Origin of the sequence: Xylanibacter brevis ATCC 19188, from assembly GCF_000621725.1 — a bacterium.
GTDB lineage: Bacteria > Bacteroidota > Bacteroidia > Bacteroidales > Bacteroidaceae > Prevotella > Prevotella brevis.
In genome coordinates this window covers 1-20316 of the sequence record NZ_JHXM01000012.1, presented here as the reverse complement: position 1 = coordinate 20316, position 20316 = coordinate 1, and the positions used below count along the sequence as shown (strand labels likewise).

The window sequence follows — 20316 nt, the reverse complement described above, 5'->3', positions numbered from 1 at the left end:
GAACGTCCTGTCGTGAGATAGTACGTTCTCTTTTATCTTTAAAAAGAGATTCATGAAACGCATCGCAATAGTGGCAGGATTGCTGTTAAGCATCTTGCCAGCCATACAAGCCCAGAAAGTGCTGCAGGGCGACAGCCTGCAAGAGGTGGTGGTGACGGGTACAGGTACTCGGCATCTGCTGCGCACAGCGCCTGTTCAGACCGAGGTGATTACGAGTCGTGACCTGCAACAGTTTGCAGGGCGTAGCATCGAAGAGGTCCTGAGCAGTCTGTCGGCTAGCTTTGCCTTCAACGAAGACGATATGGGTTCCCATCTGCAGCTGAACGGTCTGGGCAATAGCTATGTGCTGATCTTGCTGGACGGCAAACGACTGCATGGCGACAATGGCGGACAGAACGACCTGGGGCTCATTGATCCGGCACGTATCGAGCGCATTGAAATAGTGAAGGGGGCGGCATCGGCTCTCTACGGCAGCGATGCCATTGCAGGTGTTATCAACATTATTACACGCAAGCAAGAAAGCAGTATTCAAATAGACCATGAGACACGCGGCGGAAGCTATGGCGACCTGCGTCAGCATAATGGCGTAGGCATAGCTTTCGGACGCTTTAGAAGCTACACCAACTTCCACTTCCGTCACAGTGATGGTTGGCAGAATACCGGGGTGGAAGACCCTACCCAGATAGGTGGCAGAGTTGTGACGGATTCACGCAATAAGACAGTCAACAGAAACGAGCTATGGCAGGTGGCCGAACGCCTGTCGTACCATCCGATGAGTGGCATGGAAGTCTATGCTGAAGGGATGATGTATCATAAACGAATCTACCGTCCTAACGGCAAGTATTCCTTTGCCGATGTGCATGGCTACGACCTGTCCTATGATGATGCTGCCGTCTCGTCGGGCTGGTCTTGGCAGCGAAAGAATGGCACTCAGCTTAGTGCCGACATCAGTTGGAACCGCCATGCTTACTTCTACGACTACACGTCAGAGAATGGATGGGTGGTGGAAAGTGATAATCCCGCATTACCTTTTATCTATTATAAGGGAGACCGCGCACTGCAGGCAGACCAGCGTCGCTTTCTCTCCCACCTGAAAGGAGTCTTCCGCTTGTCGGAGCATCATCGCCTGAGCACAGGCTATGATTATCGCTTTGACTGGCTGAAGGCTCCTTTACGTATTAATAAGGATCGCGTGACAGACTGGACACAGGCCATCTATGCGCAGGACGAATGGAACCCCTTGACAAACCTAAACGTCACGATGGGACTCCGTCTGGACCACAACCAGCAGTTTGGACTGCACCTCACGCCTAAGATAAGCACCATGTGGAGCGTGGGCGACGTGGTGTTGCGAGCCTCGTGGGCACAAGGCTTCAAGTCGCCTACACCCAAAGAGTTGCACTATCGCTATGTGCGCGACATGGGTGGCGTGCGCCTGTTCTTGGGTAATACCGATCTGAAACCTCAGACCAGCAATTACTTCTCGCTTAGCACGGAGTATCACATCCGCCAGCTCACCGTCAGTCTGACGGGCTATTACAATAAGGTTGACCATATGATAAACCTGGTCACCATCCCCAAGCAGCAGGCGCCTGCCGACCTTCTGATACAGTATGCGCCAGCTTTTGTCAGACAGTACAAGAACCTGGAGGATGCCTATACCACCGGTCTTGACTTCAATGTGAAGTGGAACGTGACCAAGGAAATCCAGGTGGGTGGCGGCTATAGCCTGTTGCAGGCACGAGGCAGTGTCTATAACGAGGATACCGAACAGCTGCGCCGCATGACAATCGATGGAACAGCCCATCACAAGGGTAATGTCTTCCTGACCTGGAACCATCGTTTCACTCCGTCGTACCGCCTCGGCGTAGGACTCTATGGTCGTGCTTCTTCCACGCGATATTACGAGAACTACGGCAATGGTAAGGGTTACCAGCTGTGGCGTCTGTCTACCAATCATGACCTCTTCCACATGAAAACCACCACCTGTAGGGTAGAGGCAGGCATCGACAACCTGTTCAACTATGTGGATCGCACGCCCCACCTGCGCCATCTTGGGACCACCACGCCCGGCACCACGGTCTATGCATCGCTAATCCTACGATATAATCACGGCAAAAAGATAAACTATAATAAACATTACTCAACATTAAAATCAAACAACAATGAAGAAGATTAAGTTCTTACTGATGGCTTTTCTGGCCATGACAATGAGTGCGGGCTTCGTAGCTTGCGATGATGAAGACAACCAGCAGAACAACTTTACGAAGTATCTGTCAAGCGTGGAGTCGCAGGTGAAGGCCAAAAAGGCAAAGAGCAACAATAAGAAGGCGCTGCTTCTCGTGGCTTTCGGTTCTACTTGGGAGAATGCCCACCAGACTTTCAAGGGAATTGTCAGTGACTATGAGAATGATCAGGCCTTCAAAGACTACGACGTTTATTTCTCTTTCACATCGGCTATCTGTATTAATAAGAGCCGTGAGGGCGAGCACTACGAGAGTCAGGACTTCTATGCACCCAACTTCTGGTTGGAGGCTATCGGCCGTCAGAAGTACGAAGAGGTGCGCGTACAGTCGCTCCACGTGATCCCAGGTGAGGAGTTCCTGCGCTTGCGCGATAACTATATCAAGGACTTCAAGAACAATGTCTATGGCGACCTCGATGATCAGTATCTGGAAGAGGGCGTCAAGGTGTTTATCGGTGGCCCTCTGATGGCAGAGCAGGAAGATGTTGACGCAGTGGCTCAGGCTCTGAACAGCAACTTCAGCCAGTATGTGAAGGACGGTCAGGTGATGGCATTCCTGGGCCATGGTAACCCTGAGGGCTATAACTATGGCAATGGTAACGTGCGCTATGAGCAGTTGGAGACCGCTCTGCAGGCCATCAATCCAAACTATTACGTGGCTACTGTCGATATGGAAGACAATCTGCTCGACGACCTCTATGAGCGCATGAAGGACCGAGTGACTCCTGGTACCACCATCACGCTCCACGCTTTGATGTGTATTGCCGGTGACCACGCTCACAACGATATGTCTGGTATCGAGAACGAGGGCGACAGCTGGCGTGAGTTCTTTGCAGAAAAAGGCTACAACTGCAAGTACGACGGCAACGATGCTAATACGGCTAACACTTGTATCCTGAAAGGTCTTGGCGACTATGCCAACATCCGTGCTATCTGGAAGAAGCACACCAAGGAAGCCGTAGAGATGTTTGCAGAGTAAACTTACAATAGGATGAATAAAAGAAAGCGTGTTGCCCGTATGAGCAACACGCTTTCACGTTATATAATAAAACTTTAGTTCTCTTTTATAATAGCGACACAGCACGCTTATATTTCGAAGTGTGATGGGAATTTTATTGAGCGCCGTCAAAATCCCAATCTTCGTAGTCATCGTCAACAAACTGACTTTTTCTTTGAGTCTGGCTGTCAACAAGCAAATGGTTCTGATAACGTATTTGTACCACGCAAATGGCGGGCTTTTCGTATGATTTCTTCATTGCAGTGTCCTCCTATTTGTTAATGTACTTTTTACCGTTTTGGATATACATGCCCTTCTGGGGTTTCCCACTGAGTAGTCTGCCGTTCATGTCGTAGTAGTGCTCTGTGCCGTCGGCATCGATGGTGCGGATGACAGCGTCGATAGTAGTCGCCTCACCGTCGTCTATGACCATGTTAATAGCGCGGGCGCCACTATTTGTAGTAGCTTGGAAGTAAGCACGGAAGGGACCAATGTAAGCCTTCGACTGGTTCTGAGGCACCTTGTGCCACTTGCCGTCGCTTTGCAGCAGGTAGGCAGGTTTGTCAGCATTGTAGAGCGAGCTGTTGGGGATGGTTGTCGTAGTGCCCTTCAGTTCATAGCCTCCCACCGTCCATGAGCCGTTGGTGTCGCTGACGATCGTAATATTCTTATCTGTGCTCAGGTCAACACCGCTACTTCCGCTTACCACGATATAATAGGGTTTATATGCCTCCATCGCGTTATTCTCCACCTGCTCGAAGGTGATGGTGGTCACACCTCCCTCTACGCTTGAAGTGTAAGGCTTATAGACCTTTGCGTTCTCATTGCTGAGTGTCAGGGCGTAAGGCAGGTAGCAGGTGTAGCCACGGGGATCAAGACGCTCCTCGGATTCCGTCTGGTAGATATTCCGTGTCTTTGGAGTTATACGGTCTTCCTCATATACTGGATTTCCACTAGCATCATATACTGGCACTGTACCAATGACTATAGGATCGCCATTCGAGTCAGTGACAAGTTTGGCGTAGGTAACGCTCTTTGCTGTAAGTGCACGATTCAGCGTGGCGCCCCCTGCGGTGATGGAAAATGGCGGATTGAAGTCCCAGCCGTCGTTCAGCTTTATTCCTGCCGTAGCCGTACCGCCTATTACCGCATTGACCTCGTCATTAGCGGCACTATGACCGCTTGGCAGATAAATCATGGTGTATTCGCTCATACCGTAGAACGGTGAGTCTGCATCGCTACGGTTGACAGTGTACTTTACATCTTCAATAGTCCCTGTGATGGCCGACAGGTTGACATAGCGCAGGTTATATGCCCCGTCGAATACACCCTTGCCTAAAGAGAACCTCTTTCCTGCAGGGAAGGTGACACTTGTCAGCCCTGTGCAGGAAGCGAAACAACTGCCAAACACATTTACCGTATAATTAGTCAGGCTGGAGACAGGTATCACATAGTCACCCGTCTTGCCAGGCGCACACGCAATGACATAACTGCGATAGTCGCCTGAGTTATGTATCAGCACATTATCAACACACAGGTAGCCGTTGTCGTTTCCTCTCGATGCGGTCAGCGTGGTCAGCTGAGGACAATAGGCAAGGAAGTTGCCTGTATGGTCCTTGAAGCCTTTGCCGATATTGAAGGTGGTGAGAGCGTCACAACTGACAAAGGCATCCCTGTCCACATCGGTCACGGCATCGGGCAGGTCAACGCTGGTCAGCGCATCGCAGTCGTAGAAAGCCTTGGCGTTGATGGTTGTCACGCCAGAGCCGAAGTTGACCGTAGTCAGTGCGTCGCAGTTCTCGAAGGCGCTCGCTCCGATGGTTGTCACATTATCACCGATGGTGACCGATGTCATCGTGGTGTTGTCCTTGAACACTTCAGGAAGGATGGCTGTGACGTTCTTACCGTCGTAGGTAGCGGGGACAGTGACTGATGTGGCACTACCGGTATAGGCCACCACCTCGTATTCAGAATCAGCGGCTTTTGCCGGACGATAAACGAAATCGCCGTCAACCTTATCTACGCAATTGGCAAGATACATGTCCTTCAACGTAGCAGGTATGGGGTAGTCGATGTAGTTGTCGGTGAAATAGTACCAGTTGTCCTCGCCCAAAACGCTCTTGGTCTTGTCCTGGTTCATGTTTGATCGGTTTTCATAACCCTGGTTATCAGTTAAAGTATTATTACTACCTGCTTGAGGCTGTCCTATCAAATTAAATCCTACATTCAAATATGCACAGTTCTTGATAGTGCTTGCCGTCACATCGTTTGTGCCTCCCACGATGATGCCAGGAAATGTTGATGGGCTTCCTGTATAGCTAACAGTGTTTCTCGCAAAACAGCGCTCAATGGTGACATAACCGGCGCCACCAACAATGCCGCCAGTGAAAGGTATCGCTTGAGCAGATATATTTTTCGTATTCTGTACAAAGTCGGAAGCTGAGCAGTCGATGATGGTCACGTTAGTGTTTACATTACCGATAATACCGCCTGTCCAACCAGTTCCCTTTACCCATCCATCGAACAGACAGCGCTCAATGGTGGCATTCTTAGCACGACCTACGATACCGCCAACACTACCATCCGTTGCCTTGGCCGTATAGCCATCGTTACCGTCGCAATTACTGGTGACCAGTATGTCCGTGATATGGCTATCTCCTTCAACATACCCAACCACAGTGCCAACATAGTCAGGACCGGACACCGTGGGATTCAGCAGATGCATGTTGTAGATGGTGGCTTTGTTGGCATACCCGAACAGACCGTTGTAGTTTGAGCTTCCACTAACATTTAAGTTTTTGATGACATGGCCACCACCATTGAAGACGCCGTCAAAAGGATATTCCGAAGTGCCGATAGGCGTCCAGTTTTCAATGCCTGACAGGTCGAGGTCTGTCGTCAGTGTCACCATCTTGTTGTTGCTGCCTTTATACTTGTTGCCACTGTTCACTGCATTGCGGAAGGCCTCCAAGTCTTGTAGCGATGTAATCTCCTGTGGCTCGTCGTTCATCTCGTAGATACGTGTGAAGGCCTCCTGCCATCCTACGGTTTCCTTGCCGTAGGATGTTCCATCGAATTTGGTAGAAAGGTAACTGCTTTCATGTCCTTCTGGAACGTACATGATGCGCTCAGCCGCCATGTTTGTCATGCTCTCCTTCGTACCCTTGTCGCTGAAGATGTCGTTCCAACTCCATGCCGGTGCTGAGGTAGCATTGCAAACCATGATCTTTAGTGATTTCATGTTGACAAAGGCTCCACGCTCGATGGTGGTCAGCGTCTTCGGTAGTGTAATCTTCGCTACCGACGAGCAGCCCACAAAGGCATAGTCGTCGATTTTCGTAACGCCTTCTCCAATGGTGATGCTTGTCAGATTACTACACAGCCGGAAGGCTACAGGCCCCACTTCTACGGTGTAGGTATCGTCTCCCACGCTGACGGTTCCCGGAATGGTGAGTGCCCCCTCGCTCCAGTAAGGTATACAGGCGTTATAGCCATTACCCAGCAGTGCAATCTTATTGGTGGCATCCAGTCGCGTTACGGCAGCCTGCGTATTGCCGCCCACAGTCACGTTGATCGTGCTGAGAGTGTAGTCGGCTCTCGCTGCAAGTGGCAGCAGCAGGGCTATCAAAATATATATAGTTTTCTTCATCGCTTTATTCTCCTTTCTGTTTTATTTCTTGCCCTCAAGAACCCATTTCATCATCTCATAGTCTGGCGATGTAATACCGCTAAGCAGAAAGAAATCCTTACCAGCTTTTACGTGGTCTTCCTTACTGTCGGTGTCCATAATCATGACATCCGCCTGTTCCTTCGAGCCAACGTGTGTAGGAGACACCCTAGCCGTCAGCGAGCGCGTTCTTGTTTTGTCGTCGAAATAGTAGGTCAGTCCGTCTTGGTTCTTTATAAAGGTGAGCAGGTTGACGTATGGCACAACGGTGTCGTAGGTAGTGTGGTAGAAGCCGATGCGCTTCTGAGGTGTCCAACCTTTGGTAAGGTTGTTGCTCTCCAGTGCCTTCACCAAGTCTTTCATGAATGTGTTATCCATCCCCTCATTTTTCGTGAGATGCACAAAGTCACCATAACATGCGGGTGTCAGCATATACTTCAGTGAGCCATGTACGTTCTCACCATCGTCGTATGGGAACAAACTATCGACGTTGTGGATGGTGATGCCATTATGTGTTTTCGTCTTTATTATTTTACGGAACTCTTTATTCACATCGACCGTGCTATACTGGTCTTTTTTGGACGGGTTCTTCTTTGCCTCAATGAAGTCGATGACACCCGTGTCGAGGAAATTCTGCTGCAGGAACTGCTTGATGCTGTATTGGCGCATATAGGGATTGCTGTCGAGCATGCCTTTCAGTATGAGCGGCATCACGATAGGCATCGACACACGCCCTGCCTTGTGGGAAGTCTTGTTGTCGCCATCGTAGGTTGTACCATCGTCAGTCATATAGTAGAGCAGATGGTCGACGGGGCTGTAGGGACCGTCGCCGCAGACGGAGCCTGCAAAGTGGAGCTCGTCAGTCAGTCCGTTGGTCTCGATATATTTGTGGGTAGCCAGCGACACGGAGCCTCCCTGCGAGAAACCCACGCAGACGGTCTTCCAGTCATCCTCCAACTTCAGGGCGTCTCCGGAGGTAACCTTTGAATTGTAGAGCGCCAACCCGTAGCGGGTAGCATCTACGCACTGGCGTGCGGTCAGTTCCTGATAGAGGTAGGGGTGTGGACGGTCTACAGTGTTGCCATAGCCCTCGTAGTCGGGTAGTATCACAAGGCAACAGGGCTGGCGCAGCACGTCGTAGCGGGTGTAGAACAGCATCATGCCCGCATCGGTCGAGAAATTATCAAAGCCAAGTAAACTCGAATTACCGTAACGCTCGTAGGATGTGGGGCATTCCCAGTTGCTGGTAATCGTGACGTGACAGCCAATGACCACATTGCTGGGGCGGGCTTTCGAGTCGGGTGCTATCTTGTTACCCCAGGGGAAAAATGTTGTAAGTGTGGTTAATACATCAGCAATATCTTCACACACAGTGTTTACCGGTATACCCATCATTGCCGAGAGACGTACGGGATTGCCGTCGGCATCTACCGAGGGGTAGGTGTAGTAATAGAGTTGTGCCATCGAGCGCTCCTGCTGGCCTTCGTAATGCCAGTCAGAATCTGCATTGACGGAAGGGGCTGAAGCACGACGGGTTTGCGCCCGCTGCACTAATTTCTTGATGGCTGCGGTTTTGGCTTCGCGCTTAGCCTGGAACACCTCGGGAGTGACAATCTCCATGCCCTCATCAACGGTAATAGTGTCTTGTTGTCCTGTTTTCGGATTTACACAGATGCTATCGTGACTGCTGAAGATGGCGTACTCCACCTTAGTCACTATGACATCTTTCACGTCAACCTCTTTCGTCAACGAGCCGAGGTTTCCTTGTGCCCATGTTCCTGCTGCAGGCAGCATAAGGGCTAATAATAGGAATTTTCTAATATTCATAGTCATAATGGTTTTATTTTAGTCCTCTGTATTTGTTTACAAGGATATTCCCGTCATATCAGAGACCTGGTCTCTGATATATTCTTCAGCCTTGTCAATAGCATCCTTTATTGTCTGCTCCCTGGTAGCATCTTTGTCGGGCATAAAATCTTCCATTAAGAGAATGGTCTTGCCGATGTGCTGGAAGAGTCCGTAGTCCACGTGGTTGCCCCAGTCTCCAAACTCGGTTACGACGTTGCAGCCGTGGCCCTTCAGGTAGTTGGCCATTTCCTCGCCCACATGCCAGTCCATGTACTTGTCGCCGGCAGAGTGCATAATGTAATATTTGGTCTTGGTGTTGGGATGCCAGGTCTGTCCTTCGCCGCAAAGGGAGTTCTCGCGGAGCTTCTGGGCCAGTTTCTTGCCAACGACAGACTGAGGATTGAGTGCATCGGGCGTCAGAATAAGGTTGACAGGGCAGTCCTTGGCTTTTGCTTCATCACCACCTGCAATGAGCTTGTTGATGTCCCATGTGCCGTAATCCTTGGAGAGTATCCACTTCTGGATGTTGCTGGCAAGAGGCTCTACAAACACGTCCTTGTAGTCAAAGTCCATGTGGTAAGTCTCCTTGTAAGCCACCACCACGAGTGGGAAAGAACAAGCATAACCAGAGGTGGGGTTGGTAATGTTACTGATATAAACGCTGTGCAAGTCGAAGGGAGCAGCACCTCCCGAGGTCAGGTCCCAATGGATGTCAGGACGTTTCTCGTCGCAGTAGCGCTGAACGGCGAGTGCCGAGAAACCGCCACTGCTATAGCCCACATTGAAGGTGGGCAGACCGCTGATGGCATAGCCCTCGTCTTTCAGAATCTGCATGGCGGCATCCCAAGCATCGATGGTCTCAACGCTTGTAATCTCCGGACAGCAGTAGGCCTGTGGCTTGTCCTCCGTGAGTGTCCAACCATAGAGGTCGGCAGAAACCATAATGAGATTCTGGTATTTGTTCATGTATAGACCGATGTCGTCAATCTCGTTCTGAGAAGTACGCTCACCATGCTTGGCACATGTAAACTCATTGTAGAGCATCAGTCCGCGAGGTGAAGCCACCTTATTATATACGTCAGGGGACATTGAGATGACGCCAGTAAGCCGTACCGGCGTCTTCAAGTCGGGACCGACGCTAGTATATTCGAACACGATTTGACGGAACTTTAAGTTCAGCGCATCATTCGCAATCATTTTCAGCGCGTGACACTCCCGACGGTTCGTTATCTTCTGGTCGAGATTGTATGCACGGCCTGAAATGGGGGCAGGATCATCATTGTTCGAACATGATGTGAATATGTGACAGCAAATAAGAATAGCAGCCATAATCGTTGTCAGTAAAGACAACCTGTTTAATGTTTTAGGTGTAGTCATTTTGAATTCTGGTAATATTAATTATTAGTATGACAAAGGCGCGATTTGGCTTCGAGCTATTGCACTATATGCATTTTCTCGCTAGTGCCATGTTGTGAAAGTTTGTATTCTTGATGCAAAGATAGTATATTCTGCGTTTAATTCAAAACAAATAAAACAAAAAAAGTTAAATTTGATAAAATTGGTACAAGGGTACACAGATGGAGGTGGGGAGTAAGGCGAAAAGATGTAGAAAAAAAGAATGGCAAACGAAACGGTTTGCCATTCTTTTTTGTTATCTGGTCGACAGACTGTGTCACAAATCATACCTCGTCAACATGACGGGTACGTCATATCCTATTAATAGGATGAATAAAAGAAAGCGTGTTGCCCGTATGAGCAACACGCTTTCTCGTTATATAATCAAACTTTAGTTCTCTTTAAACACTGTAAGTGTAGCTTTTCGACATCAGTGCATTAGCCTCGTTCCAATTGCTAACTACAGTAGCTACAATCTTCTTTATTAATTTCTTCATAATCGTTATCCTTTCTTTTCTTTAATTCTCGGCCGACCCCTTGTCGGCGTTACATCTTTTTTCTCTCTATAATCCTAACCGAGTGCAAAATTAGTACGTTTCCTCCAAACAGCCAAGCATTTACGTCGTTATTGTCTGAATAACAGCATAATGGTGACCTATGTCAAGAGCGCATTTTTCATGGGGATTGTTTGGAACGTATGTATATTTTGTTTAACTTTGCCACAAGAATGAAACAGATTTATACGAAGACAGGCGACAACGGACAGACCTCGCTGCGCGGAGGTGTGCGGGTGGATAAGGATGATGTGCGCATTGAGACCAATGGGCAGATAGATCATCTGAATGCACTGCTTGGCGTGGCTCGTGGCATTGTTGGTGCACCGCTCTTGCGGCGTGTACAACAGGAACTGATGGTTGTGATGAGCCATGTGGCTACACCGCAGGGGGATGAGAACCCCAAGCCGCTACATGTGGCCGCCTTGACCGCGGAGATAGAGACGGCCATTGACCTCCTGACAGCTGACAGGCCCCTGGGTTTTGTAGTGCCTGGCGACAAACCGGAGACTGCCATGCTTCATGTGGCACGCACCCAGTGCCGCACGGTGGAGCGTCAGCTGTGGACACTTCACAAGACGTATCCCGTGGATGACGATATTCTGAGATTCTTCAATCGCTTGTCTGACTATTTATTCGCGCTTTCACTATGATTCAAGGTCACGGAGACGATGCTTTTCGCTATGAGGATATTCGGATGAATTTCAGTTCGAATATCTATGCCCATGCCGACTTGACTGCCCTGAAGGCTTTTCTGGCAGAGCGCATGGACGTGATAGCGCAATATCCCGAGCCCGACGCCTCGTCGCTGGCAGAGGTCATCGCCCAAAAGAACCATATTCCCGCCGGTAGTGTACTGGTCACCAATGGTGCTGTAGAGGCAATCTATCTGGTAGCACAGATGCTGGCTGGCGCGGGCATCCATCAGTATAAGGTCACGCAACCTACGTTCAGCGAATACGAAGATGCCTGCAGAATGTATGGCATGGAGAAAGGGGAGCATGGCGTCTGTTGGATCTGTAATCCCAATAACCCAACAGGTGCAGTGACCCGCCGACTGCCATTGGATGACTATCAGGCAGTGGTGATCGATCAGTCTTACGAGGATCTGACTTCAGCCCAGCTGATGTCGCCCGCCGAGGCTGTGGCCGCAGAGAATGTCATTCAGATTCATTCCCTGACCAAGACCTATGCCGTCCCAGGACTTCGTGTGGGCTATGTCGTAGCTTCCGAGTCGATGATCAGTAGGTTGCAGCATTGGCAGCGCCCCTGGTCTGTCAACGCCTTGGCTGTAGAGGCTGGCAAATGGCTGCTGGAAAATGAAGTCTGCGTGGTGGCTGATATGTCGGCCTACCTGACAGAGACCCAGCGCCTGAACCGCGCGCTCAACCAGTTGCCCATGGTACAGGCACTGCCCACCGAGACCAACTTTATGCTGGCTCGTATAGAAGGTGCCACAGCGGCAGAGCTGAAGGCATACCTCGCCCAAGAGCATCGCATGTTGATTCGCGATGCATCCAATTTCCCAGGATTAAATGAACATTATTTCCGCATCTCGGCACAGACGCCCGAAGAAAACGATGCGCTGGTAGCGGCTATTGCCTCATTTCGTCAGTAGGTCGATGGCATACTCTATGAGCGTGTCGCGTCCTTTGGCTACGTCATCGTCGGTGAGCTCTACCAGGTGGTCTGGCTCTATGCCAAACTCGCACGACTGCTGATTGGCATCGTACATCGGTACGGCAGAGAAGCGCACGTTCCAGCCGTTGGGCAGACTGCTGCTGAAAGGCATGCCTGCGCCGCCGCCGGTATGGTCGCCCACGATGGTGGCCTGCGGCATCTGTTTCATGTACATCACAAACTCGTTGGCAGCGCTATACACGTGTCGGTTGGTCAGGATGACCACGGGCTTCTGCCAGCGGATATTGCTTGATGGCTCAATATAGCGGGCCTCCATCTTCGAGAAGTCATGGCGCCCTGGGCCTGTCTTATGCTGGTAGTAGCCCACCAGCGTTTTCTCGTTGCAGAAGCGGGCTGCCAGTTTCTCGGCGTTAGTCAGATTGCCGCCACCGTTATTGCGGATGTCGATAATCAATCCTCGGCACAAGATACATTCCATCATCACCTCGTCCAGGTTGCCATCGCCAATGGCATCCTGAAAACTCTCGTAGCGAATATATCCTATATTACGATCCAGCAGCCTGTAGTCCAGTCCGGAGGCTATCTTATAGTCGGTGCCCATATAGCGGCGAATCAGCGAGTCGTTGTAGTTGGCAGGGTAGTTCTCGTACCACGCCCAGTAGCGTCCGTAGTCAAAGGCCGTGTTGATGTTCACATGTCCGTCTCGCAGTTCGCTGAGCATCCCCGTCAGCACTTCAAAGAGCTGTTTGCTGGTCATGTTGTCGTCAATGCGCGCGGCATACTTCACTTTCACGGCATCCCAGTCCAGCCCATACGCCTGTTGCTTGTAGTCAAAGAAACAGTAGTGTTCGTCTATGATTTTCCACAAAGCCTCAAAGTTGCCTTGTGGCGAGTTGGCAAACTGTTCCTCGTCGACGCACGCTGCGAATAGTGGCAGCAGACAAAGCAGGTATATCAGTCTTCTCATAGCTTCTTGTCGTTAAAAGTCCTTGATGATGCCCAGCATGATACGGTGCGACAGCACATGCTGTTTCAGGTTGTTCACCTGCAGCTGCTGGTAGTCGCCCAGGTAGCTCAGCGACAGCATGGTGGTGCGATAGATAGGGTAGGCCACCGTGAAGTGCTGACGGAAGTAGGGGGCAGAGACAAATGTGGTGGGCACGATGTTGTGGTCGTAGTTGCCCAACGAAAAAATCTCGTAGTACGACTGGCCATAGTTAGGACTGAACGTCACGCCCACCAGTGGCAGGTTCAGTTCATAGCGCATCAGCACATGGTGCTTCCACAGGGGGAAGGTGTAGCTGGCTATGCCCGTAGGCATCAGCTGTAGTGCGGCCCGTGCCTGTGCTGGATTGTTGGCGTTGGCGGTGTTGTAGATAAAGCCCAGTCCGGCGTTCACCATGCCGCCAGCCTGCAGGTGCAGGTTGCCGTTGAGCATTTGCCATCGGTACAGACGTCCCCAAAGAAAGTTGAAGGCGCCCTCCACCTCGCTCTTGTCGCCCGACCGATCCTTCGCTGTTGACAGGTTCAGCTGACTGTGCATCAGTGTGCTCCAGTTTGACGACGGTTTTTTCCTTTCAGAAGAAACCAGGATGCTAAGACCATTACCTTTGAACTTCTCCTGTGTGAGGTACGTGTCCAGTATGTTGGTGGTGCCATAGCCCACCTGCTGATAGCGTGTAACGTAAACTGGTTCCTGTCCATTGGCTGTGTAGCCAATAGAGAGGAACCAGCAAAGGGTTATCAGCCATTTTATCTTGTTATTCATCATCGAAAAGTCTTAGTTGACCGGTCATCTCGTCAATCACCTGCTGTTGGCTTTTGCCCTCATCAGGATCTAAGTCTTCCTCCCCAGCGTTGTCTGTAGCTTCCGGTTTTTCGGATGCCTCTGGCTCTTCGGGGAATCTCGTAGGCTCTAGCTCAACGATGCTCTCTATCTGATAGGTGCTCAGTCGTTTACCCTTAGCCTTGAAACCTTTCACCGAGATAAACTGCTCGGCGTCGATCTCTTCCGAGCCGCGGAACTCGTCGGCACCGCCATAGGTCACCTTGATGAGCGGATAGACCTGGTCGCTGAGCAGAATCAGCTTTGAGGCGGGGTTCTCGCCCAGGTAGTTCTGCTTGCGCTTGGTGGCCTCCATCAGGAAGCGTTTCACGTAGGGATAGCCCTGATTGTCGGCATCGAAGAGCACGGCAGTCCACACCTTCTCGGGTTTGAACTTCTCTATGCGCAGGATATTTTCTTCGTAGTGGTTGTTGGCATCGAAGTTCGTCAAGTAGAAGTCACCATTCGTCAGCACAACCAGTATCTGGTCGTCGTCGAAGAACTCGCCCAGCAGTCGTCCGTGCTCGTCGTAGTTCAAGCGGTTCACATCGGGGTCGAACCACACCTTGCGTCCACCCAGAGTCGAGTGGCCTTGCGACTTCAGCGTGATGCGGTGCACGGGCTTCTTCGTCAGCAGGTTGCCCTTCGAGGCGCGACCCTTGATCAGCACTTCGGCAAACGAGCGTTCCAGGAAGATGCTCATGCGTGGGTTCTTAGCCTGTACAGAGGCATCGAGTGTCACCTTGATCACCTCGGCCTCACCGTTGGGATTGGCTGTGAAGTACATGATCTTCGAACCGGCTGTGCCCTGAGTCAGGTCGTATTCGCGGTCGCGGGTGATGCCCGTGATGTTGAATCGCTTGATGTAGCAGGGACCATTGCGCCCATCGCGATACACTACATTATAGATGGTGCGCTTATCGTTCTTCTTGAACACGTCTATCCACAGCACATTCTTGCCCACAAAGAGCTTCTCGGCCACGCGCACCACCTTGTATTTACCATCCTTGTAGAACAGGATGATGTCGTCGATGTCCGAGCAGTTGCACACGAACTCGTCCTTTTTCAGACCTGTGCCGATGAAACCCTCACTGCGGTTGATGTAGAGCTTTTGGTTGGCTTCAGCCACCTTCGTAGCCTCGATGGTGTCGAAGTTTCGAATCTCGGTGAGTCGGGCGTGGTCCTTGCCATACTTATCCTTCAAGAACTGGAACCAGGCGGCGGTCACCTCGGTGAGGTTGGCCAGGTCGCGGTTTATCTCGTCGATCTCGGCCTTGATGCGAGCCATCAGCTCGTCGGCCTTCTCCTTGTTGAACTTCAGGATGCGCTGCATCTTGATTTCCAGCAGTCGCAGAATGTCGTCCTTGGTCACCTCACGCACCATCTGAGGATAGAACGGCGTCAGACGGTTGTCGATATGCTCGCAAACCTTATCCACGTTGGGCGCCTCTTCAAACTTCTTGTCCTTATAGATGCGCTCCTCGATGAAGATCTTCTCCAGCGAACAGAAATGCAGTTGCTCCAGCAGTTCGCCCTTGCGGATCTCCAGCTCCTGGCGAATCAAGTCCTTGGTGCGCTCGGCGCTGTGAATCAGCACGTCGCTCACGGTCAGGAACTGTGGCTTCTCATCCTTGATGACACAGCAGTTGGGCGAGATGTTGATCTCGCAGTCGGTGAAGGCATAGAGGGCATCGATGGTCTTGTCGCTCGACACTCCAGGGGCCAGGTGTACCTGTATCTCAACCTGAGCTGAGGTCAGGTCGGTCACGTTGCGTGCCTTGATCTTACCTTTTTCAATGGCTTTCGTGATGCTCTCGATGAGCGTCGATACCGTCTTCGAGAAAGGCAGTTCGCGGATGACCAGCGTCTTTTGGTCTAGCTTCTCAATCTTGGCGCGCACCTTCACCACGCCGCCACGCTGACCGTCGTTATATTTCGAAACGTCGATGCTGCCACCCGTCTGGAAGTCGGGGTACAGATGGAACTCCTCGCCATGCAGGTAGCTGATGGCAGCGTCGCATATCTCGCAGAAGTTATGGGGCAGAATCTTGGACGACAGACCTACGGCAATGCCTTCGGCACCTTGTGAAAGAAGTAGGGGGAACTTCACAGGGAGTGTGATAGGTTCCTTGTTACGACCGTCGTACGACAATTGCCATTCGGTGGTCTTGGGGTTGAAGACGGTGTCTAGAGCGAATTTAGACAAGCGGGCCTCGATGTAACGGGGAGCAGCAGCGCGGTCGCCGGTCAGGATGTTACCCCAGTTACCCTGTGTGTCCACCAGCAGGTCTTTCTGACCCAGCTGCACCAGCGCATCGCCGATAGAGGCATCGCCGTGAGGGTGAAACTGCATGGTGTGACCCACGATGTTGGCCACCTTGTTGTAGCGTCCGTCGTCCATGCGCTTCATCGAGTGCAGGATGCGGCGCTGCACGGGCTTCAGTCCGTCCTCGATATGCGGCACGGCACGCTCCAGGATTACGTATGAGGCATAGTCCAGGAACCAGTTCTGATACATGCCGCTCAGGTGGTGCACCACCGATGCATCGAAGCGGTTAACCGGCTTGTAGTCAGAATGGCCCTCGGCGTTTTCTGGTTGATCAGAGTAGTCCGAATTGTCGGAAATATCAGTATTCTCTGACTTCTTCAATTCTTCTTTTTTTTCGTCGTCCATTACTTGCTTGTTTTTCAGTTTGTCTGCAAAATTAGGAAAAAATAGCGAGAAATGTCGCAGTTTAACTCCCTTTAACTCCATAATCTACCTATAACTGCTTAAAAAGTTGTAACTTTGCAGGCAAATTTCTAGAAATTATTATTTTTATTATGGCACAAGAAGACGTATTTAAGAAGATTGTATCGCACTGTAAGGAGTATGGTTTCGTTTTCCCATCAAGCGATATCTACGACGGACTGGGCGCTGTTTATGACTACGGTCAGAACGGTGTGGAGTTGAAAAACAATATCAAACAGTACTGGTGGAAGTCTATGGTTCTGCTGCACGAGAACATCGTGGGTATCGACTCTGCTATCTTTATGCACCCCACCATCTGGAAGGCCTCTGGCCACGTTGATGCTTTCAACGACCCCCTCATTGACAACCGCGACAGCAAGAAACGCTATCGTGCCGACGTGCTGATTGAGGACCAGATTGCTAAATACGACGAGAAGATTCAGAAAGAGGTTGAGAAGGCTCGCAAGCGCTTTGGCGACTCTTTCGATGAAGCAAAATATTTGGAGACCAGCGAGCGCGTGAAGGAAGCTAAGGAGAAGCGCGACGCACTTCACGCCCGCTATGCTGAGGCTATGCAAGGTCCAGACCTTGAGGCTCTGAAGCAGATTATCCTCGACGAGGAGATTGTGGATCCTATCAGCGGTACCAAGAACTGGACCGACGTACGTCAGTTCAACCTGATGTTCTCTACCGAGATGGGTGCCTCTGCCGACGGCTCAATGAAGGTTTACCTGCGTCCTGAAACTGCTCAGGGTATCTTCGTGAACTACCTGAACGTGCAGAAGACTGGTCGTATGAAGATTCCTTTCGGTATCGCACAGATTGGTAAGGCTTTCCGCAACGAGATTGTGGCTCGCCAGTTCATCTTCCGCATGCGTGAGTTCGAACAGATGGAGATGCAGTTCTTCGTAGCTCCCGGCACCGAGCTGGAGTGGTTCCCCAAGTGGAAAGAGACCCGCATGAAGTGGCACCAGGCACTGGGCTTCGGCGCTGAGAACTATCGTTTCCACGACCACGACAAGCTGGCTCACTATGCTAACGCTGCCACCGATATCGAGTTCAAGATGCCATTTGGCTTCAAGGAGGTTGAGGGTATTCACTCTCGCACCAACTTCGACCTCAGTCAGCACGAGAAGTTCTCTGGCAAGAGCATCAAGTATTTCGATCCTCAGACCAACGAGAGCTATGTGCCCTACGTTATCGAGACCTCTATCGGTGTTGACCGTATGTTCCTTTCTATCATGTGCCACTCTTACTGCGAGGAGAAACTAGAGAATGGCGAGACCCGCGTAGTGCTGAAGTTGCCCGCAGCCTTGGCTCCTGTTAAACTGGCTGTGATGCCTCTGGTGAAGAAAGATGGTCTGCCCGAGAAGGCACGCGAGATCATCAACGACCTGAAGTTCCACTTCAACTGTCAGTACGACGAGAAAGACTCTATCGGTAAGCGCTACCGTCGTCAGGACGCTATCGGTACTCCTTATTGCGTCACTGTTGACCACGACACCCTGAACGATGGCTGCGTCACCCTGCGTTTCCGCGACACCATGGAGCAGGAGCGTGTGAAGATCAGCGACTTGGCTTCTATCATCGAGGACAAGGTTAGCATTGCAAGTCTGCTTAAGAAACTTCAATAAATGAAACTGAAATATTTTATCTTTGCCTGTCTCTCACTGTTGAGCTTTGCCTCATGCAGTGAGACCGATGGCGAGGTCGATGAATATGACAACTGGCAAGCACGCAATGCTGTGTTCTTTGCCTCGTTGGAAGACTCGCTGACAGCTAAGCCCGGCGAGTGGAAGAAACTGAAAAGCTGGTCTCTGCGTGAAGACACGCTGACGGCTTCCACCGATTATATCTATGCGCACGTGATGCCTTCTGGCATGGAGAGTGGCGAGACCACCAGTCCGTTCTACACTGACTCAGTGCGTGTGATGTATCAGGGACGCCTCATTCCTTCAGCATCTTATAGCGAAGGCTACGTGTTCAACCCGGGAACCGTCTATGGTAAGTTCACACCTGTCACGGGTGCCACGACCAAGTTCCTCGTGTCGGGTCTCACCGATGGTTTTGCCACAGCTCTGCAGAACATGCATCGCGGCGACTATTGGCGCATCTATGTTCCTTATTCATTGGGCTATGGTGAATATGGCACCACGGGCATCCCCGGCTATAGTGTCTTGGTGTTCGACCTCATACTCATCGACTTCAGTCCTGCAGGTCAGGCAATGCCGGTCTGGAACTAAAAGATAAAAACAAAGATTCATCTTTACAGCATAACGCTCCGTCATTCGTTTGAGTGACGGGGCGTTTTCGTTATACCCCTTTACACCATATTAATATATAGAATAGGCCCTCAATACCTTTGCTTTTACCAAGTCATACTTACAGTATCATTCGGTAATAGTTGCGCTTTCGTGCTGTTATAGTTTAACTTTTGGTTTGCATCTAGCCCCTAGACGACTCCATTCTAGCCCCTAGACGGCTCGATTCTAGCCCCTGGATGACTCCATTCTAGCCCCTAGACGACTCAATTCTAGAGTCTAGAAATGGCTAATCTAGACTCTAGAATGATCCTTTCTAGACTCTAGAAATGGGTGTTCTAGACTTTAGAATCGACATAAAACTGCCACTATTGCATTCTAATAGTAGCTGTTTTGCATCTGAAAAGTGCCAATGTCGCGCTGTTATACTGGCTCTTTTAGATTGCATGACTTGTTTTTTGCTTCCTGAAAGCACTGTTTACCACTATTTTATATAAAATGATGATTGAGTTGGTCAATCATTATATCTGTTTCAATAAAATTGATTACCTTTGCGTACAAATAATTAACATCACATCAATCTAAACTTTAAAAATTAAAATGAAAAGACTACCTCTTTTTGTATTGTTACTTTTTTACACATGGTGAACTTCCTCCTGGAAACAGAATATTTAGATAATACTTTCTTATAGTTTAATATATTATTATGGAATTTATACTGAAAACCGTTTTTGATATTCAAGCAAGTCAGAAAGATGAGCTGGTGTCTAATTTAGACAAAGAACTCTCATCTTTTTTCTCAGAGAGAACATACTCATCTATGGTAGAAGAAATAAACATTGATCTTTATTGCTTCAATACGCCATTTAGGCTAAAACATCATAGCAGGCCTGTATACCATGAAGATAAAACATCAAAGGTATTTCCTCGGGACAAGAAAAGTGATGCAACATTTCGTATGTATCATTTGCTTTTTGTAGATATTCCTTTGCCAGACGAATTTGCTACTTGTTCTGTGGATAACGCTGTCGCGATGATTGGAGATACGATGGTTAAGTATTTCACTGAAGTAAATCTCCCTGTTAAGATTAGGAAGTCGTTTGACAAGGATCGTTTTGTGGCAGACTTAAAGGCATTCTTCGATAGTTATTC

The 20316-nt window shown here is 50.1% G+C and carries 14 protein-coding genes; 7 read left to right on the top strand and 7 right to left on the bottom strand.

Annotation, left to right across the window (positions count from 1 at the left end; all coding sequences use genetic code 11):
- Positions 1 to 52 precede the first annotated feature (52 nt).
- The gene (locus T433_RS0107880) at positions 53 to 2179 is read left to right on the top strand and encodes a TonB-dependent receptor plug domain-containing protein (protein ID WP_052357037.1); all 2127 of its coding nucleotides are present in this window, start codon (positions 53 to 55) and stop codon (positions 2177 to 2179) included.
- Positions 2166 to 3224, top strand: a complete 1059-nt coding sequence (locus T433_RS0107875) for a sirohydrochlorin cobaltochelatase (RefSeq protein ID WP_027455423.1) — start codon at positions 2166 to 2168, stop codon at positions 3222 to 3224. The genes T433_RS0107880 and T433_RS0107875 overlap by 14 nt, the downstream gene beginning before the upstream one ends.
- Positions 3225 to 3357: 133 nt before the next feature.
- Here the strand turns inward: T433_RS0107875 and T433_RS16485 are convergent, their stop codons facing one another.
- The 4 genes from T433_RS16485 to T433_RS0107855 are packed head-to-tail and all read right to left on the bottom strand — an operon-like array spanning position 3358 to position 10086.
- Positions 3358 to 3501, bottom strand: coding sequence for a hypothetical protein (locus T433_RS16485; RefSeq protein WP_155808429.1), 144 nt, complete (start codon positions 3499 to 3501; stop codon positions 3358 to 3360).
- 12 nt (positions 3502 to 3513) lie between these two features.
- Positions 3514 to 6891 (bottom strand): leucine-rich repeat domain-containing protein, encoded by a 3378-nt coding sequence (locus T433_RS0107865; RefSeq protein WP_027455422.1) that lies wholly within the window; start codon positions 6889 to 6891, stop codon positions 3514 to 3516.
- 21 nt (positions 6892 to 6912) lie between these two features.
- On the bottom strand, positions 6913 to 8736 hold the full coding sequence (locus tag T433_RS0107860; protein WP_155808428.1) for a hypothetical protein: 1824 nt from the start codon (positions 8734 to 8736) through the stop codon (positions 6913 to 6915).
- Between the two features lie 36 nt (positions 8737 to 8772).
- Complete coding sequence (locus tag T433_RS0107855) at positions 8773 to 10086, bottom strand: hypothetical protein (RefSeq protein WP_027455420.1); 1314 nt, start codon at positions 10084 to 10086, stop codon at positions 8773 to 8775.
- Between the two features lie 793 nt (positions 10087 to 10879).
- On the opposite strand from T433_RS0107855, the gene T433_RS0107850 reads away from it, so the two are divergent.
- Together T433_RS0107850 and T433_RS0107845 are read left to right on the top strand one after the other, a co-directional pair.
- A complete protein-coding gene (locus tag T433_RS0107850; RefSeq protein WP_027455419.1) occupies positions 10880 to 11359 on the top strand; it encodes a cob(I)yrinic acid a,c-diamide adenosyltransferase in 480 nt (159 codons plus the stop codon).
- Positions 11356 to 12324, top strand: coding sequence for an aminotransferase class I/II-fold pyridoxal phosphate-dependent enzyme (locus T433_RS0107845; protein WP_027455418.1), 969 nt, complete (start codon positions 11356 to 11358; stop codon positions 12322 to 12324). Before T433_RS0107850 ends, T433_RS0107845 begins: the two co-directional genes overlap by 4 nt.
- Here the strand turns inward: T433_RS0107845 and T433_RS0107840 are convergent.
- Genes T433_RS0107840 through T433_RS0107830 form a run of 3 tightly spaced genes read right to left on the bottom strand, consistent with a single transcriptional unit; the run spans position 12310 to position 16846 of the window.
- Positions 12310 to 13314 (bottom strand): S41 family peptidase, encoded by a 1005-nt coding sequence (locus tag T433_RS0107840; RefSeq protein WP_027455417.1) that lies wholly within the window; start codon positions 13312 to 13314, stop codon positions 12310 to 12312. The two genes, T433_RS0107845 and T433_RS0107840, sit on opposite strands and share 15 nt — an antisense overlap.
- A gap of 12 nt (positions 13315 to 13326) precedes the next feature.
- Positions 13327 to 14118 carry a DUF3316 domain-containing protein gene (locus T433_RS0107835; RefSeq protein ID WP_081778417.1) on the bottom strand — a complete coding sequence of 264 codons (792 nt, stop codon included), beginning with the start codon at positions 14116 to 14118 and terminating at the stop codon, positions 13327 to 13329.
- Positions 14108 to 16846, bottom strand: a complete 2739-nt coding sequence (locus T433_RS0107830) for a DNA gyrase/topoisomerase IV subunit A (RefSeq protein WP_027455415.1) — start codon at positions 16844 to 16846, stop codon at positions 14108 to 14110. The genes T433_RS0107835 and T433_RS0107830 overlap by 11 nt, the downstream gene beginning before the upstream one ends.
- 149 nt (positions 16847 to 16995) lie before the next feature.
- Between T433_RS0107830 and T433_RS0107825 the strand changes: the two genes are divergently transcribed.
- From T433_RS0107825 to T433_RS14945, 3 genes are all read left to right on the top strand, one after another.
- Entirely contained in the window at positions 16996 to 18537 is a 1542-nt protein-coding gene (locus T433_RS0107825) for a glycine--tRNA ligase (protein WP_027455414.1), read from the top strand.
- Positions 18538 to 19146 carry a BamJ family beta-barrel-assembly machinery protein gene (gene bamJ, locus T433_RS0107820; RefSeq protein ID WP_027455413.1) on the top strand — a complete coding sequence of 203 codons (609 nt, stop codon included), beginning with the start codon at positions 18538 to 18540 and terminating at the stop codon, positions 19144 to 19146.
- Between the two features lie 724 nt (positions 19147 to 19870).
- Positions 19871 to 20316, top strand: a 446-nt coding sequence (locus T433_RS14945; protein ID WP_044109476.1) for a hypothetical protein, incomplete at its 3' end; no start/stop codon positions are given.